The sequence below is a fragment of the Kluyvera genomosp. 2 genome (genome assembly GCF_036759865.1).
In the GTDB taxonomy this organism is placed as follows: domain Bacteria; phylum Pseudomonadota; class Gammaproteobacteria; order Enterobacterales; family Enterobacteriaceae; genus Kluyvera; species Kluyvera ascorbata_B.
This window is the reverse complement of the sequence record NZ_JAPKIA010000004.1, coordinates 218,771-239,490: the sequence shown is the minus strand read 5'-3', so window position 1 is coordinate 239,490 and position 20,720 is coordinate 218,771. Positions and strand designations below refer to the sequence as shown.

Sequence of the window (20,720 nt, the reverse complement as noted above, 5' to 3'; positions counted from 1 at the left end):
GTCAACGGGTATCTTACGGCGCATTACGACAGGAGAAAGTCATGAGTAGCCAAAAACCGGGGTTGCACCCGCGCAACCGCCATCACAGCCGCTACGACCTGGACGCGCTGCGTCAGGCCTGCCCCGCGCTGAGCGATTTTATTATCCTCAACCCGGCCGGGGAGCAAACCGTGAATTTTGCCGACCCGCAGGCGGTGAAAACGCTGAATAAAGCGCTGCTGGCCCATTTCTACGGGGTGAAAGAGTGGGATATTCCAGACGGGTTCCTCTGCCCGCCGGTGCCGGGGCGCGCCGATTATATCCATCATCTGGGCGATCTGCTCAGCGATGAGAGCGGCAATGTGGTCAAGGGAGCCAGTATTCTGGATATCGGCGTGGGTGCGAACTGTATTTATCCGCTGATTGGTGCGCACGAGTATGGCTGGCGCTTTACCGGCAGTGAAACTCATCCTCAGGCGTTTGCCAGCGCGCAGGCTATCCTGAGCGCAAACCCGTCGCTGAACCGCATGATTCGCCTGCGTCGTCAGAAAGACGGTGCCGCGATGTTTAACGGTATCATCCACAAAAACGAACAGTACGACGCGACTCTGTGTAATCCGCCGTTCCACGATTCTGCCGCTGCCGCCCGCGCGGGTAGCGAGCGTAAGCGCCGTAATCTGGGGCAGGAGCGTGACGATGCGCTGAACTTTGGCGGCCAGCAGCAGGAACTGTGGTGCGAAGGCGGTGAGGTGGCTTTTATTAAGCAAATGATTGCTGAGAGTAAAGGCTTTGCCCGCCAGGTCATGTGGTTCACATCGCTGGTGTCAAAAGGTGAAAACCTGCCGCCGCTGTACCGGGCGTTAACCGACGTCGGTGCGGTGAAGGTGGTGAAAAAAGAGATGTCGCAGGGGCAGAAGCAGAGCCGCTTTATTGCGTGGTCGTTTATGGATGACGAACAGCGCCGCCGTTTTCTGGCGCGTAAACGCTAAAAGAAAAACGCCGTTTATCCCGGCGGGATAAACGGCGTGCTATCAGGAAACGTGCTGCAGGAACTCTTGCAGACGCTGGCTCGGTGGGTTCTTCACCAGCTCCTGCGGGTTGCCGTCTTCGGCAATCCGGCCTTTATCTATAAAGATCAGGCGCGATGCCACTTTCTCAGCAAAGCCGATTTCGTGGGTAACGATAACCATCGTCATCCCTTCCTCCGCCAGATCCTGCATGACCTTCAGCACTTCATGACGCAGCTCCGGGTCCAGCGCTGAGGTCGGCTCATCAAACAGCATCATTTTCGGCTTCACCGCCAGCGCACGGGCAATAGCCACGCGCTGCTGCTGGCCGCCGGACAGCTCGGAAGGGTAGTGGTGCGCGCGTTCCGCCAGCCCCACTTTCGCCAGCAGATCTTTCGCCAGTTTCTCCGCTTCATCTTTGTTCAGACCGCGTACGCGGGTGGGGCCAAACATCACGTTTTCCAGCGCCGTCAGGTGCGGGAACAGATAGAACTGCTGGAACACCATCCCGGCTTCCTGACGAATCAGGCGCTCGTCAACTTTGAGATCGTTGACTTTCAAACCATCAACGAACAGATCGCCGCTGGTGATTTCTTCGAGTTTGTTAATGCAGCGCAGCAGGGTGGATTTACCGGAACCGGATGGTCCGATAATGACCACCACTTCACCCTGTTTGATGTTCAGGTCAATGTTGTGCAGCACCTGGGTTTGGCCGAAGTGCTTAGAAACGTTTTTAAATTCAATCACAGGATTTTCATCCTTCTTTCAAGAATGCGGAGCACGATGTTGAGTACCTGGGTGATGATCAGGTAGATAACGCCGACGGCGGTCCAGATTTCCAGCGCGCGGAAGTTTCCGGCGATAATTTCCTGGCCGCTGCGGGTCAGCTCGGCTGCACCGATAACGATAAACAGCGACGTATCTTTGATACTGATGATCAGCTGGTTGCCTAATGCAGGCAGCATACGACGAACGGCCAGCGGCATAATCACATGGCGAATGGTTTCGCGACGCGACAGGCCGAGTGCCAGGCCTGCTTCGCTGAAGCCTTTATGGATGGACAGCACCGAGCCGCGAGTAATTTCAGCAATATACGCACCGGAGTTGATCATGATGGTGATCACTGCCGCGGTGAAGGTATCGATACGAATGTCCGGGAAGGCCATCGGCAGCGCGAAGTAGATGTACATGACCTGTACAACGATAGGCGTACCGCGGATCACTTCGATAAATACGAGGGCGATGTGGTTTGAAATCCAGCCGCCGTAAGTGCGGGCTAGACCGGCCACCAGACCGATGATGATACCGCCCGCGAGGCCGAGGATCGAAATCCACAGAGTCATTTTGGCGCCGTCCAGAAGAATTGGAATGGCAGGCCAGATGACGCTCCAGTCAAACTGCATGATGATAATCCTGTTACCGTGGTTCAAAAATAGCAGGGGCGAAAGGCCGCCCCTGAGTTTGCATCAGATTTTGGAATAATTATTTAGGTTCGGTACCGAACCATTTTTTGTAGATTTCGTTGTAGGTGCCGTTCTCTTTGAGCGTTTTCAGCGCGCCGTTCACTTTCTCACGCAGCTCGTCGCTGCCTTTAGGGAAGGCGATACCGTACTGCTGTGCTTCCAGAGACTCGCCGACCGCTTTGAACTGACCGTTACCGGCAGTTTTGATGAAGTACAGGATGTTCGGCGTATCGTGCAGCACGGCGTCAGCACGGTTTGTGCCTAACTCCATATAGGCGTTATCGATGTTCGGGAACTGGCGCAGATCTTTGGTTTTGATGTTGGCTTTCGCATAATCAACGGAGCCTGTGCCGCTTTTCACTGCGACCACTTTGCCATCGAGATCTTTCACGCTCTTGATGTCGTTATTATTGCTTTTCACCATCACCAGCAGGCCGCTTTTGTAGTAGCCGTCGGAGAAGTCGATCGCTTTTTTGCGTTCTTCGGTAATGGTGATACCGGCCAGCGCCAGATCGATGTTTTTCGTTTGCAATGCAGGGATGATACCGCTGAAGTCCATCGGCTTCAGGGTGTAATTCAGCTTCAGTTCTTTCGCAATAGCCGCCCACAGGTCAACATCAAAGCCGACATATTGATTACCCTGTTTGAATTCAAACGGGACGAATGCAGTATCGGTTGCGACGACCAGTTGTTTCTCCGCGGCCTGAGATGAAACCGCAAAAGCCAGGGTGAGTGCTGCCAGTGAAACTTTAAACATTGACTTCATAGCATTTCCTTTTATATCCACGGGGCGATCCCCTGCGAGAACAATCGTCTTATGAAAAAATCGTGCCAACTTGGCAATTAGTTGTTTCTTAACAAATAATGCTTTTCGGTCTGCACAAAAGCGGCAGGAAAAAAGTGCATTTGCACCAAAGGTGGGCACCAAAGTGGTGCGCAAAAAGTCTGTTGTTAAGTATGGCGTTTTTTAGCGCAAACGCTGGGGGGAAAACAATCTTTTATTAACGATTGTGTGAGGTGATTATTACAATTTATTTACTTCGGCGGGGATTATGCACGAACACCTGCACTTTTATGGTGCAATCCCTTCCGGCGGGGGAGCCGGAAGGTCATAAGATTTTTCTATGGTTATTCGATATTCGCTTCAATGAACCACAGGAATTTATCCAGATCGCGGGACGCGGCGGTAAAGATATCAGCGGTATCTTCATCTTTCGCTTCGCTAATGGCTTTACGCACGTCGTTCGCGACGATGGCATAGCGTTCGGCCAGCGCTTTCAGGTGATCCTGAACGCTGGAGATATCCAGCGGATAGCTTTTCAGCGGCGTCTGCGCATTAATGACCTGGGTTGTGCCGAGCGCCACGCCACCAAGCTGTACGGCGCGCTCTGCCATGGTATCCAGATGATCGGTCAGCGCAGTGCGGAAGCCATCCAGCATTTCGTGCACGGCAATAAAGTTCGCGCCGCGCATGTTCCAGTGGGCCTGTTTGGTAATCAGCGACAGATCGATAAACTGAAGAACCTGACGGTTGAGTAACGCAACGGTCGCCTGTTTTTCGCCATCCGGAACGTCGTTACGCGTATAGAGCAGTTGGGCGTTTTTTGCTTTAACCAGTTTTGCAGTACTCATAATCATATATCCTCTTGATCCGATACACATATAAAGACGGGTGTATCTGCGTCCTCATGAATTAACGAAAACAAGTATAGCACCGTGAGCGAGACGGTATTTTCTGATTCTGCCTATAGGTATGATAGTGAGCGTGATTGGATTGATTAACTTATTTAAAAACAGTTGGTTAATTGGTGTTACTGGTGCGCTATATATTTAGGAATTTATTTTAATTGATATAAAATAAGAATCCATGCAGTTTCTCTGGGATATTATGCATAGTGGCTTGCACTATGCATAATAAAAGAATTTAGCTGACGTCAACCTGTTTGATTTTACTTTCCTGTCGCATTGTCAGCGTTGATCCCATCGAAGCAATAATGATAGCGCCCAGCGCCATCGACTGGCTTAACGTCAGCGTCTCGCCGAGGAAAATCATCCCCGACAGCGCCGCGAGCGCGGGTTCCATGCTCATCAGGGTGCCAAAGGTTCGCGTCGGCAGGCGGGTCAGCGCAATCATTTCCAGCGAGTAGGGCAGCGCGGTAGACAATACGGCAATGGCTAACCCCAGCGGCAGCAGCGACCAGTGCCACAGCGCGTCGGCGGCCTGTAGTGCACCTAACGGTACAAAGACCACGGCGGCAATCAGTGACCCCATCGCGACGGTCGCCGGGCCATGTTCTTCACCCGCGCGGCGGCCGGTCAAAATGTAAACCGCCCAGCCAGCGCCTGCGCCCAGCGCCAGCAGCGCGCCGGTCAGGTCGACGTGCGCCACGTCCTGGCCGAGCGGCAGCAGGAACCACAGGCCCATCACCGCCAGGATCACCCAGATAAAGTCTACCGGGCGGCGCGATGAGAATAACGCCACCGCCAGCGGCCCGGTAAACTCCAGCGCCACGGCAATGCCTAGTGGAATGCGCTGCAGCGACAGATAGAAGAGGTAGTTCATCGCGCCAAGCGACAGCCCGTAAAACAACAGCGGCAGGCGCTGTTCGCGGGCAAAACGCAGACGCCAGGGTTTAAACACGACCACCAGAATCAGGGTGCCAAGGGCCAGACGCAGGGCGGTGACGCCCGGTGCGCCAATTAAAGGAAACAATGACTTAGCCAGCGATGCGCCGCTCTGAATAGAGATCATTGAGATCAGGAGAACGAGGATGGGTAACCATGACGGTAGCTTGCGAGGCGTGCTGGACATCTTTTTCCTGTCAGTATTTGTCAAAAGAGGTAAAAGCGGCAGTGTAATTGAAATAGTCGGCTACGGTTGAGGAATTGTTGAAAAAAAAACGCCCCGGAACGAGTAGAATTTGCATAGTCGATGATTATTTCGTCTGTCAAATTAGGAATTGTCTGGAAAATTGAGCGCAGTTTTTACCGAAGTAAACCGAAGATTTAACGTAAAAACGTGTGTGAAATGAAGGTGATAGGCGGTGATGGAAAATTTTTGTTACATCAAAGCTGCCCTTAGACATCATCAGGACCAAAGAGTTTCTTAACAATTTTTGATATATTTAAAACTTACGGACTTATTAGAAGCACATTTGAGGTGGTTATGAAAAAAATTGCATGTCTTTCAGCACTGGCCGCTGTTCTGGCTGTTTCCGCAGGTACTGCCGTAGCTGCAACCTCCACTGTTACCGGTGGTTACGCACAGAGTGATATGCAGGGCGTCGCTAACAAAGCTGGCGGCTTCAACCTGAAATATCGCTACGAAGCTGACAACAGCCCGCTGGGTGTGATCAGCTCCTTCACCTACACTGAAAAAAGTGACACCCAGAACGGCGTGTACACCAAAGGTCAGTACTACGGCATCACTGCGGGTCCTGCTTACCGTCTGAACGACTGGGCAAGCATCTACGGCGTAATCGGCCTGGGCTACGGTAAAGCACAGGGCAACCAGTTCCCGGATAACAACAGCACCAGCGACTACGGTTTCTCCTACGGCGCAGGTCTGCAGTTCAACCCGATCGAAAACGTTGCTCTGGACTTCTCCTACGAGCAGTCTCGCATTCGTAGCGTTGACGTTGGTACCTGGATCGTTGGTGCAGGTTACCGCTTCTAATCACTTCGGTGATACAAAAAGGGGTCTCAGGACCCCTTTTTTAATGCCTTTTTTACACCCCGTTCCCGTCACATTCAACAGCCCGCCGCAATATAGTCTCCGTTTGCGCTAATCGGTATCACCGTCAGAAACAGCACCGTGGCAAACAAAATCAACATGATCCCGCCGGCTATTTTCACCGCAGGAATAACCCATTGCCCGCCGAACGCGCCGCCAAACAGGGCCACCGTGCGCTCTCTGGCATAGCGCACTGCCAGCGATAGGCAGAGAATTGATAGTGCGGTCCCCAGCGCCATCGTCATCACCGCAGCGATTCCCCACGTCACAATCCCCAGCGCGTTGGCAAACATCAAAATCATGATTGCACCGCTACACGGCCGTGCGCCAATCGCCAGAATGACGCCAAGGCGCGTTTTCCAGTCGCTCTGGGTTAGCGCCGAACCCACGCCGTGGTGATGCCCACAGCCGCAGTTTTCATCATGCTGATGCTGTGGCCTGAGCGCCGTAATGGACATTTTACGGGGGCGAAGACCTTTCAGAGACTGATAGATGACGAACAGCCCGAACGCGCCAATCATCAGCGCGCTGATTTTTTCAACGTACCAGCGGCTGGTGCTGAGATCGCCTGACGCAAGGTTGAAACCGACCGCCAGAATAAAGACAAAAAGAATCGCGCTGATGCCCTGCATCAGGCTACCGAGAAACGGCACCACACGCGCGGCGAGCAGGCTCTCTTTGTTGGTGCTGAGGTAGGTTGTGACAATAAACTTACCGTGGCCCGGGCCAACGGCGTGCAGCACGCCGTAAAAAAATGCGCCAAGCAGCAGCCACAGGCCGCCGCTGTATTCATGGTTATTGAGCTGCAGCAGGTACATGACCAGGTAGCGGTGCAGGGTAATTTGCGTGGCGAGACACCACTGGATAAAGGCGTTCCAGTGCGCGTGCAGAGCGAACGTCGCGCTGAGCAACAACAGTATCATTAGCCCGGCAATAGGAAAGCGCCAGTCGCGCGTGAGGCGTTGTGCGATCATGATGAGGCCTGCTTCAGGTGGTCGTAAAGCAAGTATAGTAAGGCGATAGCGGGGGCGTTTGCTACCCGTTTACCGGGACAAAAGGTAAACGGGAAGTCAAAGAAACGTCGTGGAATTAGCTCTTTGGATCAAACAGATCGGTCTTGAGCGTGTCGTAATCCACTTTTTGTAACTGGAAGTTAGTGATGTAGACCTTCCCGGCTTTTTGCGACGAAATAAAACGATACTTCGGCGCGATCTCTTTGGTTTGGATCCCGGTCCACTGCGTGAAGAAGCTCAGAAAATCATTGGCTGAACGTCGCGCTTTGATGAGCTTGTGCGCTTTATCATCGCTGGAAAGTACCATAAACGGCACCTGGAAGTTCTGCTGGTATTTATCGTCGTGGGCCAGGTACTGCACCGCTTTGCCGCGTTCTTTAAAGGCCAGACCGTGGTCAGAGAAATAAACCATCGAGAAGCTGTCCGTCGTGCGGCGCAGCTGATCGTAGAGCTGATTCAGCAGGCTGTCGGTTTGCGTCATGCTGTGAAGGTAGCATGAGGTCTCCTTTGACTGTACGAACTGCGCGTACTTGCCCTGGGTGCGGTCACAGGCCTGCGGATGGGAGCCCATAATATGCAGCACAATCAGCTGCGGCTGACTGCGCGGAGTGGAGAGTACCTGTTCGGTCATCTTCAGCAGATCTTCATCGCGGGTATTTTTATCCGCCTCAAAGTCACCGCTTTTCAGGAAGTGCACTTCATCGGCACGCTTGGCGATACTGGCGATCGCCGTATCGTACTCGCCAATCTGCCCTTGGTTCGAGAACCACCAGGTCTGGAAACCGGCACGGTTGGCGAGGGTGACGAAGTTATCCTGATACTGCGGCTTGCCGTCGACGACGCGGTTCAGCGTCAGGCCCAGCGACTTCTGCGTCGAACCGCTGGCTGCGACGTAGTTGGTAAACAGATAGCCGTTCACCGAGCTGGCGAACGGCGTGTTGTCCCAATGGCCGCCAAAGGCACCCAGCGCATCGCGGCGCGCGCTCTCGCCAATGACCACCACGTAGGTGTGATATTTCGGCTTCACCGCCAGCACGTTCCAGGTGTCTTTCATCCCAGACAGCTCGGCCATGCGGCGCTGTTCGTCAAGCACTTCGTTATTGTTGACGATAATGTCTTTCACGAAACGGAAGGCCGGATAGCCGCTGTCTTTTAGCTTGAAGACGCCGCCGTAGGCTTTGTTTTGTATCGGCTGCACAAAAAACACGCCAATACAGAAGATGAGGCACAGGGTGTCCATCAGGTGCCAGCGCGTTTTATCGACCGCTTTACGCCGTACGGCAATGACCCCAAGCGCAAAAATAAACACCGCGACCAGATAGCTGTACCACGGGAAGATGGTAAAAATTTCCGTCGACTCTTCTACGTTAGTGGCGTGCAGCGCCAGCAGGGTGTTGAAGTTCGGTGCACCGTAGGCCTGGCTGAACGGAAAGTAGAGCGCGGCGACGAGTGAATAAAGCCCCAGTATCACCTTTTGCACGTTGGGCGACGTGCGCCACAGGAGATGCAGCACGCCGGTAAACGCGACGGCATACAGTAGGCTGAAGGGATACCCCAGCGCCAGGTTTATCAGGATTGATTGTAAAAAGTACAATCCTGTCCACGGGCTAACGGCGAGCCCACGTGCAGCAAGGGTTTCTTTCAGGGTTAGATTCATAGATTACAACTATCAAAACGCCATGTGCGGCCCCTGGCGTCAAGGGGTCTTTATTGGCCAGACCATGCGCAAAGAGGGGACGCAAAGGACAGGGCTGCAAGAAGATAAAGCGAGCTTATTATTGGGTCAACTACTGATAACGAATTGTTTTGGGAGGGCGCTTACAAAACCAGAAAATAACCGGGGTTTTTGGGCGCAAACGGGTAGATTGCCAGCCAAATATGACAACGAGATGAAGCGGCGTTTCGCACGCCGCTTAGTGGGACGGTTTGTCCTGCTGCGGCTTGTTGTTAATCAGATCGCACAGCATACCGATCAACATTAACCGTACTTTAAAAGGAGAGTGGCTAAACACGCTGATACACCTCTTGAATTCGTTCATGGTTCCTCCTGCTTTCTGGCCCATCATTCCGTGATGAGTGTTTGCATTACATACAGATATAGCACAGGCTATATTTTATAGCTATGGCTAAAACGTTAAATTTTTGTGCTTGAGTCACAATCCATTACAATGGGCGCACTTTTGATGACGCGTTCCGGCGTCGCACAGATGAGGAAGCTTTATGGGCCGTCGCGCAGGTACGCCAATAACAAAAAAAGTGACGCAGCTGGTGAATGTTGAAGAGCACGTTGAGGGGTTTCGCCAGGTACGCGAAGCGCATCGCCGCGAACTGATTGACGATTACGTTGAGCTGATTTCCGATCTAATTCGCGAAGTGGGCGAGGCGCGACAGGTGGATATGGCAGCGCGTCTGGGCGTCTCGCAGCCCACGGTGGCGAAAATGCTGAAGCGTCTGGCGGGCGTAGGGCTGATTGAGCAGATCCCGTGGCGCGGCGTGTTTTTAACGCCAGAGGGCGAAAAACTGGCTCAGGAGAGCCGTGAGCGCCATCAGGTCGTGGAGACTTTCCTGCTGGCCCTCGGCGTTAGCGCCGATACCGCGCGCCGCGATGCGGAAGGTATTGAACATCATGTCAGCGAGGAAACGCTCGACATGTTCCGTCAGTTCACCCTGAAGCACGGGCAATTCGTGGAATGAACCTCCCTTTTCTTCGGTCGCTGGCGGGCGACCGTTTTCTGCACCTGCTGATTCTCGTCGGCGTCCTGCTGAGTTTTTTTGTTCCCTTCGCCCCCGCGCGCTGGCCGGCGGCCATCGACTGGCACACCATTATTACCCTCAGCGGGCTGATGCTGCTGACCAAAGGCGTAGAGCAAAGCGGCTATTTTGATGTCCTGGGGCGCAAAATGGCGCGCCGTTTTGCCACCGAGCGTCAGCTGGCGGTGTTTATGGTTCTGGCGGCGGCGCTGCTGTCGACCTTTCTGACCAATGACGTGGCGCTGTTTATCGTGGTGCCGTTGACCCTGACGCTAAAAAAATGGTGCGCGCTGCCGATTAACCGGCTGATTATTTTTGAGGCGCTGGCGGTGAACGCCGGTTCGCTGCTGACGCCGATTGGCAACCCGCAGAACATCCTGCTGTGGGGGCGATCGGGTCTCTCTTTCCCGGCCTTTACCCTGCAAATGCTGCCGCTGGCGGTGGCAATGTTAGCCACGCTGCTGGTGCTATGCTGGTGCTGTTTCCCGGCGAAAAAGCTGGCGTTTCAAAGCAGTGAACGCACGCCTGACTGGCAGCCGCTGTTGGTATGGAGCTGCCTGGCCTTCTACCTGATTTTTCTTGCCGCGCTGGAAATGAAGCAGGAACTGTGGGGGCTTATCGTCATCGCCGTGGGTTTCCTGCTGTTGGCTCGGCGAGTGGTGCTGAGCGTGGACTGGACGCTGCTGCTGGTGTTTATGGCGATGTTCATCGATGTTCATCTGCTGACCCAACTACCGGTGCTACAGCAGGCGTTTGGCGGGGCCAGCGCGCTTTCCGGTATGTCGCTGTGGCTGACGGCGATTGGCCTATCGCAGGTGATTAGCAACGTACCGTCGACTATTTTGCTGCTGAACTATGTGCCGCCATCGACGCTGCTGGCGTGGGCGGTCAACGTTGGTGGCTTCGGGCTGCTGCCCGGCTCGCTGGCAAACCTGATAGCGCTGCGTATGGCGGCAGACCGACGCATCTGGTGGCGTTTCCACCTGTACTCTATTCCGATGCTGCTGTGGGCGGCTGTGGTGGGGTACGGTCTGCTTTTGCTTTTCTAACGCAGGCCTGACAAGCGAAGCACCTTCAGGCATTGTACGGCACGCTGCCGGATGGCGGCGTTGCCTTATCCGGCCTGCCTATCTTCTCTTCCTGTGGGAAAATTCTCTTCGATCTCACATAAAACGATCTTCCCGGTTGCGTGTTTTTTCGGCTTTACGGTATATGACTAGTCATTAAATTTAAATGACTAGTCATATAGGAGCCGAACCATGAAACCATCACTGCCCGCCCATTTCCTGTGGGGGAACTCCGTTTCCAGTATGCAGACCGAAGGCGCCTGGAATGAGGGCGGAAAAGGGATGTCGGTATACGATATTCGCGAGCCAAAAGAGTTTGCTTCTGACTGGAAGGTGGCAACCGACGCCTACCACCGCTATGAAGAAGATTTCGATCTGATGAAAGATCTGGGCATGAACTGCTACCGTTTCCAGATTGCCTGGAGCCGCGTCTGTCCGAGCGGCGATGGTGAGTTCAATGAAGAGGGCATTGCCTTCTATGAGCGTTTCATCACCGGCCTTATCGAGCGCGGTATTGAGCCGATGATCTGCCTGTACCACTTCGATATGCCGCTGGCGCTGGCCGAAAAATACAACGGTTTTACCGATCGCCGCGTGATGGAAGCGTTTATCCGCTACGGCAAAAAGATGATCGATTGCTTCGGCGATCGGGTGACCTGGTGGCTGACCTTCAACGAGCAGAATCTTTACCATATGCCGGAAACGTTCCTGATCTCCGGCTATATGCGCGGTGACAAAACGCTGCGCGAGCTGTATGAAATCCAGCATCACGTGATGATGGCGCATGCGCACCTGACGCATTACCTGCACGACACCAAACCCGGCAAACTGATGGGGGGCATGCTGGCGCACGCCCAGGTATACCCGGCCACCTGCAAGCCGCGCGACGTATTCTGCGCCCAGCAGCTCGACGAATTCTTCAATCAGAATCTCCTGCGCGCCTTTGCCGGTGAAGGCTATAGCCCGGAAGTGCTGCACTTTGTTAAGCAAGCGGGGTTCAGCGACATCTATCGCGAGGACGATCTGGCGGTGCTGGCGACCATGAAGAACGACTATATGGCGTTCAGCTACTACGCCAGCCGCACGCTGGACAGCGATCCGATCCCGGAAGGTACGCCGGTCAATAACTACATGCTGTTTGGCGACAAGCCGAACCCGCACCTGAAGGCCACCGAGTGGAACTGGCAGATAGATCCGCTCGGTTTTCGCAGTATTATTACCCGCTATTACAATGACTGGCGCCTGCCGGTGTTTCCGATTGAGAACGGCATTGGGGTGATTGAGCAGTGGGACGGCGAAAATCCGATCGCCGATGATTATCGTATCGCCTATCATCGCGACCATATCAACGCCATGAAAGCGGCGATTTTTGAGGATGGCGCCCAGGTTATTGGCTATCTGGGCTGGGGGCTGATTGATATTCTTAGCTCGCAGGGCGATATGCGTAAGCGCTACGGCGTGGTCTACGTCAATCGCGAAAACCACGATTTAAAAGACCTTAAGCGCGTGCCGAAGAAAAGCTACGACTGGCTGAAGCGGGCGATTCATAGCAACGGCGAAGAGATGTAATCACAGGAGCGGGGCATGGCAGCGAAGTACATCGCGATAGCGCGGGAAATTAAAAAACGGATCATCAGTCGGCAGTACGCTGCCGCCGATCCCTTACCTGACCAGTTTGCGCTGGCGGCGGAGTTTGGCACCAGCCGCATGACCATTCAGCAGGCGATGCGCCAGCTGATCGTGGAAGGGCTGGTCTACACCCGTCAGGGGCAGGGGACGTTTATCCGCAAAAATTTCCTCCAGCTTTCTCAGTGGGATATTCACGGCAGCGACTACGCCGGAGCGACCGAAACCTGGGGCCATCTGGGTAAAGTCGAAAGCCAGGTGATCCGCTTTGAGCTGCGTTTTCCTACCGATAAAGAGCAGGCTTCGCTGCTGATTAACGCCGATGCGCCGGTGTACGATTTTGTGCGCCTGCGCTTGCTTAACGGAGAACCGCTGTCGCTGGACACCACGGTGATGCCGGTGTCGCTGGTGCCGGGGCTGAGCAAGGCGCATCTGGAAAGCTCGGTGTTTCGCTACGTGCAGGACAACCTGGGGCTGAAGATGATGGGGTCTTATCGCGTGGTGCGCGCGCTGAAGCCGAGCGAGCTTGACCAGCAGCATCTTCACTGCGAAGCCAGCGATCCGATTCTGGAAGTTGAGCAGGTGATCTACCTGGATGACGGGACGCCGCTGGAGTATGCGCACTGCCACTATCGTTACGATCACGGCGGGATTGTGATTGTGAATAACGGATAAAAAAATGGCGGGTTTATCTCCCGCCATTTTATCTTTGCGTTTATCCGGCCTACGGACATGTAGGCCGTCACCGGGCAATCCGGATGGATTAGTTCAGACGAACCGGCATACCGGAACGGTTTTTCACTGCCTGGTCAACGATGCTCTGGTCAACGTCGGACTGGCTGGTTACTGCCTGTACGGCTTTGGTCAGCGTTACAGGTACCGTTTCACCGCCTTCGAACTGTGCTTCGGTGGTGGACAGCGGGTTGTGAACTTCGATGTAGCGGCTGCCATCGGGTTCGGTCGTGGCTTTCACCGGCTCATCAATAAACTCTACGCGAGTGCCAACCGGCACGTTTTCGAACAGGAATTTGATGTCTTCGTTACGCAGACGGACACAGCCGTGGCTTACGCGCAGGCCGATACCGAAGTTGGCGTTGGTGCCGTGAATCGCATACAGACGGCCGATGTACAGCGCGTACAGGCCCATCGGGTTATCCGGACCGGCCGGAACCACTGCCGGCAGCGGGTTGCCTGCCGCAGCATATTCTGCGTGCATTTTCGCCGTCGGGGTCCAGGTCGGGCCCGCTTTCTTACGTTCAACCTTAGTTGTCCAGTTGATCGGGGTATCTTTACCCAACTGGCCGATACCGATTGGCAGCACGATCACGGTGTTGGTGCCTTTCGGATAGTAGTACAGACGCATTTCCGCGCTGTTAATGACGATACCTTCATGCACGGTATCCGGCAGGATCAGTTGCTGAGGAATATTCAGCACGCTGCCGCCTTTCGGCAGGTAGGTATCCACGCCCGGGTTAGCTTCCAGCATGTTGGACAGACCCATCTGGTACTGGGCGGCGAAGTACTCCAGCGGCTGCTTGTTGTCCTCAGGGATCGTGATGACCTGATTCTGACCGACAATACGGCTGCCATCGGTCGGCAGCGGGTACGTTACCGCTGAAGCCGAATTGCAGAAACCTACGACAGCGAGCGCCGCAGCGAAAAGCGTTGTTAATTTCATGTTCATGTTGTGCGAGGTATCAGTGCCATTACGGCGGTTGTTTGGGAATTCAGACTGTTGGTAGGAGCGCATTATATGTGCATTCGCCGTCACAGGGAATTCGGATGTGTACGAAATCACATTTTTTTCACTTACCTTACAGTTTAGCCTTCTCGCGAAGGCGGGCGCTTTTTATTCGTAACTGTGGCATAATAGGGAGTTTGTCACATTCTTCAGGATACTCCCGTGTTAGTTACCAGCAACGTCACCATGCAGTTTGGCAGTAAGCCGCTGTTCGAAAATATCTCCGTCAAATTTGGCGGCGGCAACCGTTACGGCCTGATTGGCGCCAACGGGAGCGGCAAATCTACCTTTATGAAAATTCTCGGCGGCGACTTAGAGCCGACGCTGGGCAATGTGTCCCTCGATCCGAACGAGCGCATCGGTAAGCTGCGTCAGGATCAGTTCGCCTTTGAAGAGTTCACCGTGCTCGATACCGTGATCATGGGCCATGGCGAACTGTGGGAAGTGAAACAAGAGCGCGACCGCATCTACGGTCTGGCGGAAATGAGCGAAGAAGACGGCTATAAAGTGGCCGATCTCGAAGTACTCTACGGTGAAATGGACGGCTACTCTGCGGAATCACGCGCGGGCGAACTGCTGCTGGGCGTGGGGATCCCGCTGGAGCAGCACTACGGTCCGATGAGCGAAGTGGCGCCCGGCTGGAAGCTGCGTGTGCTGTTGGCGCAGGCGCTGTTCTCTAACCCGGATATTCTGTTGCTCGACGAACCAACGAACAACCTGGATATCGACACCATTCGCTGGCTGGAGCAGACGCTGAACGAGCGTGACAGCACCATGATCATCATTTCGCACGACCGTCACTTCCTGAACATGGTCTGCACCCACATGGCGGATATGGATTACGGCGAACTGCGTGTTTACCCGGGCAACTACGACGAATACATGACGGCGGCAACCCAGGCGCGTGAACGTCTGCTGGCCGACAACGCCAAGAAGAAAGCGCAGATTGCCGATCTGCAGTCCTTCGTCAGCCGCTTTAGCGCTAACGCATCAAAATCGCGTCAGGCAACCTCCCGCGCGCGTCAGATTGATAAAATCAAGCTGGAAGAAGTCAAAGCCTCCAGCCGTCAGAACCCGTTCATCCGCTTTGAACAGGATAAGAAACTGTTCCGTAACGCGCTGGAAGTGGAAGGTCTCACCAAAGGCTTTGAAGACGGCCCGCTGTTCAAAAACTTCAACCTGCTGCTGGAAGTGGGCGAGAAGATTGCCATTCTGGGCGCCAACGGCGTGGGTAAATCCACCCTGCTGAAGACGCTGGTTGGCGACATGCAGCCGGATAGCGGCACCGTGAAATGGTCCGAGAACGCGAGCATTGGCTACTACGCGCAGGATCACGAGTACGAGTTCGAAAACGATCTGACCGTCTTTGAGTGGATGAGCCAGTGGAAGCAGGAAGGCGACGATGAGCAGGTGGTTCGCAGCTTCCTGGGGCGTCTGCTGTTCAGCCAGGACGACATCAAGAAGCCGGCGAAGGTCCTGTCCGGTGGTGAAAAAGGCCGTATGCTGTTCGGCAAACTGATGATGCAGAAACCCAATATTCTGGTGATGGATGAACCGACTAACCACCTGGATATGGAATCGATTGAATCACTGAACATGGCGCTGGAAATGTATCAGGGCACGCTGATTTTCGTTTCTCACGACCGTGAGTTCGTCAGTTCCCTGGCGACCCGCGTGATCGAGATTACGCCGGAGCGCGTGGTCGACTTCACCGGCAACTACGAAGATTACCTGCGCAGCAAAGGTATCGACGGTTAATGCCAGATCGCTTCCCGATGGCGCTCGCGTCATCGGGAATTGTTACCACATCATTTATCACAAACAATTCATCAACAACGTTCCGAAACCCCCGCCACACCATAATTCCTGCACAATTTTATGAAGAAATGGCTCCTGCACATTCATTGATGGCGGAAGAGACGATGCAAGAATTCATGCTCTACACCAGCACGGACGACAGAACCCTTTATCGTTACCTGATACGGCAGCGCGGCCCCGTTTTCTACATAACAATGAGTCGGATGGAAAACGACGTTGAAGCGGAACAGCTTGGTACCCGGGTCGTCAGCAACATCACCCGCCAGGACGCGATTGAAGAGTGTCTGGCGCACTGTCGACGACGAAGCCATACTGAGGTCTGGAGACGGCGAAAAGCGTTGCTGGCCGGGGTGCGAAACTGGCTAGTGTGCAGCGTGGCGATGCTGACTTTTATTCGTCTGGCCATTGTCAAAAGTTAACCCTACCGCTCAACCTTTGAACGGGGCCGATGCTGATGATCATTATGCTGCTGGTGGTCAATGTCGTTTTGTACGGTGTGCTGATTGGTTTTTTGATTGCGGCAGCGTGAGAGACGCAAAAAAATGCCATGAGCGGTTACACTCATGGCGTGCTTTGTTACCAATGGAAAAAAATCAGCGGTTTATCCACTCTGTCGCGGCGACGCCGTTAATCAGTAGCTGACGTTTTTCATTGGCAGGCAGCGTCACCTTCAGCGCCTTCCACGCCGGACGATAATCGCCGCGCGCGTTGACCTTCAGGTCAATGGTACTGCCGGTGCAGACCATTTCCCATTCCAGCCACAGCGCGTTGCCCTGCTGGTATCCCCACGACTCTCCGTCATCTTCAAACAGCAGGCCAGACGTGCTGCCCATGCCTTTCAGCGGGTACAGCTTGAGCTCGCGCTGCGTATCCTCGGCGGCGTTCACAAAGGTAATGCGCTCGCTCATTGGGATACCGGCACCGGCGCGAACCAGCAGCGGCAGTTTTTCCAGCGGTGCGTCGAGGGTGATCCACTGGCCGCCGCTGAACCAGGCACCGGTGTAGAAATCATACCAGCCTGCCTCGTTGTCCGGCAGCCAGACGCGGCGCTTGCGTTCACCGGCTTCCACTACGCTGGCCACCAAAATGTCGCGGCCGAGCAGGAAGTCGTCACACTCTTCAAAGGTCTGCGCGTCGTGCTCGTGGTCGAGGAACGTCGGGCGCAGCATCGGTTCATCGTCGGTGTGCGCCTGCCACATCAGGGTGTAGAAATACGGCAGCAGACGATAGCGCAGCTCAATGGCGCTGCGAATCGCCGGGGTGACGGCTGGGTACATCCACGGCTCGTTAACCGTATGGTCATCGTTCCATGAGTGGATGGTGAAACGCGGATGCATCACGCCGTTCTGCACCCAGCGTACAAACAGCTCCGGGTCCGGTTTATCGCCGGAGAAACCGCCGACATCGTGGCCAAGGTTGTACAGCCCGGACAGGCTCATGCCCAGCCCCATACGGGTGTTGTAGCGCAGGGTGTCCCAGTTGGTGCGGTTATCGCCGCTCCAGGTCTGCACGTAGCGCTGCATCCCGGCGCAGCCGGAACGGGAGATCAGATACGGGCGCTTGTTCGGCGCAAAGCGCTGTTGGGCTTCCATTGAAGCGCGAATCATCAGCAGCGGCATCACCGGGCGAATATGTTTAATGGCAATCTCTTTGCCAAAGCCGTGGCAGCGCGCTTCGCCGTCCCAGACTTCAAACTCGTTGTTATCGTTCCAGGTCGAATCTATACCCATCTCCAGCAGTTGGCTGGTCACGCCGTTCTGCCACCAGGCCACGGTCTGCGGGTTGGTGAAATCGAGGTGTGAGCCTTCGTCGTCCCAGAAGCTGGAGCGTTCCGGACCGTCGCTTTCGGAATCGCGAATAAACAGCGCCTGTTCCGCTACTTCGCCGTAGCGCGGGTGATCCTGTAACAGACACGGCTTAATGTTCGCCGCCAGATGCAGACCGGCATCGTGGAACGCCTGGCTCATCACCTTCGGCTGCGGCACTTTGTCGTCGTTCCAGTTGAACACATAGCGCTTGCCGTTAATCGAGGTATAGCCAGAAGAGAGCTGGAACGAGTCGCACGGAATGGCATGCTCGTCGCACAGGCGAATAAAGTTCATCAGCTGATTCTGCGCGTCCGGCGCATCGGTGTAATGCATGGTGGAACCGCTGTAGCCGAGGCTCCATTTTGGTCCGAACAGCGTTTTGCCGGTCAGGCGAACGAAGGCTTTGGTCACGTCGAGCACGCGCTCGCCGGTAAACAGGTAGTAATCGATATCCCCGGCCTCTGCCTGCCAGCGGCGGTAGGCGGTGTGATAGTTATCAATTTCGTTACCGAGATCCAGCCAGCAGCTGCTGAGGTTGTCGTAAAACAGCCCGAAACTCACGTCGTCGCGGCGGGTGATGGTAAACGGAATATGTTTGTACAGCGGGTCGGTGCTGACCGCGTTGTAGCCCATCGCGTCGAGGTTGCGCATTTCGTAGCGCTTGCCGCCACGCTGTAAATCTCCGGCTTTATCGCCGAGGCCATAAAAACGTTCGTCTTTGCGGCGGCTCTGATAGTGCGCCACGCCGTCGCCGTGGGCGTTCATCAGATAGGCGCTGGTGGGACGGTCGTTGACCAGCGGCTGCCACTCGCCCTCGGCGTTGCGGTAATGCCATTCAATCCATAGCGGCTGGTGGACGGTAGCACGTAAGGATTCGGTCGCCACCGTTACGGTGTCGTCCTGCTGGCTCAGCGTCCAGGTCGGCAGGGTAAAGCCGCTGAGATCCTCACGGTCACGCCCTTCCCACGGCACATCCAGCGATGGGGCGATACTCCAGGTGCGATCCAGCGCCAGCTCGCCTTTGCGTTTTAACAGTACGCGGAACAGATTCTCTTCCAGCACGTACAGGCACAGGGTGTGCTGGCCGTCGACCCGCAGCTCGACGTGATGGGTTGACTGTTTTTGCAGGGTCCAGTTTTTCAGCGTTTTCATGTCTACATCCACTCTCAGGCGCGTTTTGCGCGACGTTCAGCAATAAAAGAAACCAGGAAGATGGCGCCAATCAGGTCGAAGAAACCCATGGCGATAAACAGCGGGTTGAAGCCGATTTTGTCGGCGGTCACCCCGATAATCAGGGAAAAGATGAAGCTCGCGATCCACGCGGCGGAGCCACGCATACCGTTCACGGTGGCCATCTGGCCTTTATCGAAAGACTCCACCACCAGCGCGCTCAGCATGCAGGAGATAATCTGGTGGCCGAAACCGCCAATCGACATCAGCACCACGGCGACGATAGGATCTTTAGTGAGCGCGACCACGGCGAGCGAGACCATCAGGAACGCGCCGGTCACGGAGCTTGCCACGGTGGAGTTAACGCGTGAGAAGCCAAACAGACGCACATACAGGCGGGTTAAGTAACCGCTGGCGACGCTACCGAGATCGGCGGCGAGGAAAGGCAGCCAGGCGAACAGGGCGATCTGCTTGAGATCCATGTTGTACTGCTTGGCGAAGTAGAGCGGCATCCAGAAGCTGAATACGGCCCAGGCCGGTTCCGCCATAAAGGCCGGGATCGCGATGCCGTAGAAGCGTTTGTTTTTGCCGACGGTTTTCAGCGCGGTAAGGAACGGCAGCTTGACCGGCGGCGCTTCGTTATCCTGGCGGATATAGTCCAGCTCGGCCTTGCCCAGGTTCGGGTGTTTGTCCGGGTTATGGTAAAACGCCCACCACAGCACGACCCAGGCAAGTGCCAGCAGACCGGTAAACATAAATGCGCCCTGCCAGCCGAAGGAGGCGTGGGCAAAGTAGATGATCGGCGGCGCCAGCATTGCGCCGATAGAAAAGCCTACGCCCGCCCATCCTGCCGCTACCGGGCGCTCGGATTTCGGGAACCACTCGCCAATCGTTTTGGCGTTTGCCGGGGTCGCCGCTGCTTCCGCGCCGCCCATAAAGAAGCGCAGCAGCGCCAGATGTATCCAGTTACCGGCCCCCGCATGCAGCAGACAGGCCAGCGCCCACAGGCTGGCGCAAATCATAAAGCCCAGCTTGAGGCCAATCACATCAATCAGCCAGCCGCACAGCGGCTGGAACAGGGTGTAGGCGATCTGGAAGGCACCGACGATCCAGGAATACTGCTCGGTGGTGATGCCGAGGCTGTCTTTCAGCTCTGGCGCGAGGATCCCCAGCGAGTTACGAGTGATGTAGTTGACGGTAACGCCGAGTAAAAAAAGCACCAGCATCCACCAGCGCAGGTTTTTGACGACGCGGCGGGTTTTACTGGTGGCCATTTCATTATTGATACCCTGACTCATAGGGATCTCCACAGGATGATGTAGGGAACGGTGCGGCAACTATGTGGGAAGCTGTTACACCACTTTTTTAAGGTTTTGATCGTTATTGCTTTTGTTGTTTTTGACTTCCACCGTTCTTGTATGGAAGTTGTTCTACCAATTCACCTTAAGAGACAAAAAAATCCGGGGAAAGCGGGTTTTGTGCACGTTTTTTCATAACAGGCTGATATACATTGCACATACGTATTTCAGCCCATGCGGCATCAG

19 protein-coding genes are annotated in these 20,720 nt (G+C 54.9%); 8 read left to right on the top strand and 11 right to left on the bottom strand.

Translation table 11 applies throughout. From position 1 onward, the window contains the following. The first annotated feature begins 41 nt into the window (after positions 1-41). On the top strand, positions 42-968 hold the full coding sequence (rlmF, locus tag V6942_RS05945; RefSeq protein ID WP_106924567.1) for a 23S rRNA (adenine(1618)-N(6))-methyltransferase RlmF: 927 nt from the start codon (positions 42-44) through the stop codon (positions 966-968). Positions 969-1,010: 42 nt separating this feature from the next. On the opposite strand, the gene glnQ is transcribed toward rlmF, so the two are convergent. From glnQ to rhtA, 5 genes are all read right to left on the bottom strand, one after another. Continuing rightward, the gene (gene glnQ / locus V6942_RS05940) at positions 1,011-1,733 is read right to left on the bottom strand and encodes a glutamine ABC transporter ATP-binding protein GlnQ (protein ID WP_333500938.1); all 723 of its coding nucleotides are present in this window, start codon (positions 1,731-1,733) and stop codon (positions 1,011-1,013) included. After that, a complete protein-coding gene (gene glnP / locus V6942_RS05935; RefSeq protein ID WP_106924565.1) occupies positions 1,730-2,389 on the bottom strand; it encodes a glutamine ABC transporter permease GlnP in 660 nt (219 codons plus the stop codon). Before glnP ends, glnQ begins: the two co-directional genes overlap by 4 nt. Positions 2,390-2,468: 79 nt before the next feature. Continuing rightward, complete coding sequence (glnH, locus tag V6942_RS05930; RefSeq protein ID WP_106924564.1) at positions 2,469-3,215, bottom strand: glutamine ABC transporter substrate-binding protein GlnH; 747 nt, start codon at positions 3,213-3,215, stop codon at positions 2,469-2,471. Positions 3,216-3,577: 362 nt separating this feature from the next. Then, on the bottom strand, positions 3,578-4,081 hold the full coding sequence (gene dps / locus V6942_RS05925; protein WP_106924563.1) for a DNA starvation/stationary phase protection protein Dps: 504 nt from the start codon (positions 4,079-4,081) through the stop codon (positions 3,578-3,580). Positions 4,082-4,373: 292 nt separating this feature from the next. Continuing rightward, positions 4,374-5,261 (bottom strand): threonine/homoserine exporter RhtA, encoded by an 888-nt coding sequence (rhtA, locus tag V6942_RS05920; RefSeq protein WP_106924562.1) that lies wholly within the window; start codon positions 5,259-5,261, stop codon positions 4,374-4,376. Between the two features lie 354 nt (positions 5,262-5,615). Here rhtA and ompX point away from each other — a divergent pair, with 354 nt between their 5' ends. Then, positions 5,616-6,125 (top strand): outer membrane protein OmpX, encoded by a 510-nt coding sequence (gene ompX / locus V6942_RS05915; RefSeq protein WP_052284753.1) that lies wholly within the window; start codon positions 5,616-5,618, stop codon positions 6,123-6,125. 74 nt (positions 6,126-6,199) lie between these two features. On the opposite strand, the gene V6942_RS05910 is transcribed toward ompX, so the two are convergent. The 3 genes from V6942_RS05910 to mntS form a co-directional block, all read right to left on the bottom strand. Then, complete coding sequence (locus V6942_RS05910; protein ID WP_106924561.1) at positions 6,200-7,156, bottom strand: nickel/cobalt transporter; 957 nt, start codon at positions 7,154-7,156, stop codon at positions 6,200-6,202. 115 nt (positions 7,157-7,271) lie between these two features. Next, positions 7,272-8,852, bottom strand: coding sequence for a phosphoethanolamine transferase (locus tag V6942_RS05905; RefSeq protein ID WP_106924560.1), 1,581 nt, complete (start codon positions 8,850-8,852; stop codon positions 7,272-7,274). Positions 8,853-9,108: 256 nt separating this feature from the next. Continuing rightward, positions 9,109-9,234, bottom strand: a complete 126-nt coding sequence (gene mntS / locus V6942_RS05900; RefSeq protein ID WP_106924559.1) for a manganase accumulation protein MntS — start codon at positions 9,232-9,234, stop codon at positions 9,109-9,111. A 181-nt stretch (positions 9,235-9,415) separates the two neighbouring features. On the opposite strand from mntS, the gene mntR reads away from it, so the two are divergent. The 4 genes from mntR to V6942_RS05880 all read left to right on the top strand — a co-directional run bounded on the left by mntR (position 9,416) and on the right by V6942_RS05880 (position 13,314). Beyond that, a complete protein-coding gene (gene mntR / locus V6942_RS05895) occupies positions 9,416-9,889 on the top strand; it encodes a manganese-binding transcriptional regulator MntR (protein ID WP_106924558.1) in 474 nt (157 codons plus the stop codon). Continuing rightward, entirely contained in the window at positions 9,886-10,995 is a 1,110-nt protein-coding gene (locus V6942_RS05890) for an anion transporter (RefSeq protein WP_106924557.1), read from the top strand. The genes mntR and V6942_RS05890 overlap by 4 nt, the downstream gene beginning before the upstream one ends. A gap of 210 nt (positions 10,996-11,205) precedes the next feature. Further along, entirely contained in the window at positions 11,206-12,582 is a 1,377-nt protein-coding gene (locus V6942_RS05885) for a glycoside hydrolase family 1 protein (protein ID WP_106924556.1), read from the top strand. Positions 12,583-12,597: 15 nt separating this feature from the next. Further along, entirely contained in the window at positions 12,598-13,314 is a 717-nt protein-coding gene (locus tag V6942_RS05880) for a GntR family transcriptional regulator (protein ID WP_106924555.1), read from the top strand. Positions 13,315-13,402: 88 nt separating this feature from the next. Here the strand turns inward: V6942_RS05880 and ldtB are convergent, their stop codons facing one another. Then, positions 13,403-14,323, bottom strand: coding sequence for a L,D-transpeptidase (gene ldtB, locus V6942_RS05875; RefSeq protein ID WP_146145694.1), 921 nt, complete (start codon positions 14,321-14,323; stop codon positions 13,403-13,405). Between the two features lie 219 nt (positions 14,324-14,542). On the opposite strand from ldtB, the gene V6942_RS05870 reads away from it, so the two are divergent. After that, positions 14,543-16,138, top strand: a complete 1,596-nt coding sequence (locus V6942_RS05870) for an ABC-F family ATPase (RefSeq protein WP_106924554.1) — start codon at positions 14,543-14,545, stop codon at positions 16,136-16,138. Positions 16,139-16,302: 164 nt separating this feature from the next. Beyond that, the gene (locus V6942_RS05865; protein WP_146145688.1) at positions 16,303-16,617 is read left to right on the top strand and encodes a hypothetical protein; all 315 of its coding nucleotides are present in this window, start codon (positions 16,303-16,305) and stop codon (positions 16,615-16,617) included. 174 nt (positions 16,618-16,791) lie between these two features. On the opposite strand, the gene V6942_RS05860 is transcribed toward V6942_RS05865, so the two are convergent. Continuing rightward, complete coding sequence (locus tag V6942_RS05860; RefSeq protein ID WP_333500937.1) at positions 16,792-19,158, bottom strand: glycoside hydrolase family 31 protein; 2,367 nt, start codon at positions 19,156-19,158, stop codon at positions 16,792-16,794. Between the two features lie 14 nt (positions 19,159-19,172). Beyond that, positions 19,173-20,474 (bottom strand): MFS transporter, encoded by a 1,302-nt coding sequence (locus tag V6942_RS05855; protein ID WP_106924551.1) that lies wholly within the window; start codon positions 20,472-20,474, stop codon positions 19,173-19,175. Positions 20,475-20,720 lie beyond the last annotated feature (246 nt).